Here is a 637-nt window from a genome sequence, read left to right as displayed (position 1 = left end):
GCTTTACCCCGGCCGGCGGCGGTACGCAAGCTCGCCAGCACGCTCGTCACACATGGGTTCAGTGAAGGCGCGGCCACAGCGGTCGCACGAGCGATCGCACGACCCGAAGAGGCTCGCAAGCGGCTCCAGAATCCCGACATCATGCGTGTCCCTGGAGGAATTCTCCACACCATTACGGCCCAAGTATGGGCGCCTGCGGTCTGTCACTTCCCCGGCAATAACCGGGAAGCGGGCTACAGGGTCTACCCCCTGTCGGGAGCCCTGCCGCCAGGTCAATTCCCTCCCCTTAGGGGCCTAGAAGCGGCTCCGGGGGAAACCGGGGAACTCGTTCTCCAAGCAGAATCGCGCGCCCACGTGGTTAGCACCATGGATAAGTCGAACAGCTTCCTTGCTCGACACAATGACCTTACCGAGACCATCGGGCAGCACGGAATCTTAAGGGAGCTGTTGCTCACGGTCGTCAGGATCGACCATGAGTCTGAGGACGAACCGCCGACATGGACTCTCGCCGGTGCTGACGGTAGCAGCCGGATCACTGCGAGTCACCGGATTCACGCACTGGGAGCGAGCGACGTCCTGTATGGACTGCCGAGTGACGACCGAAAGTATCGACAGCTGCTGAGTCAGATCCTTGGGA

At 61.9% G+C, this 637-nt stretch carries 1 protein-coding gene; it reads left to right on the top strand.

Annotation, left to right across the window (positions count from 1 at the left end; translation table 11 throughout):
- Positions 1 to 366: 366 nt before the first annotated feature.
- Positions 367 to 637: hypothetical protein (locus tag KUM32_RS42950; RefSeq protein ID WP_217146969.1), on the top strand; the 271-nt coding region annotated here is incomplete at its 3' end.

This window comes from Streptomyces sp. AC627_RSS907, from assembly GCF_019049165.1.
Note: the sequence above shows the minus strand (reverse complement) of the source record. Positions and strands in the feature narration are given on the sequence as shown.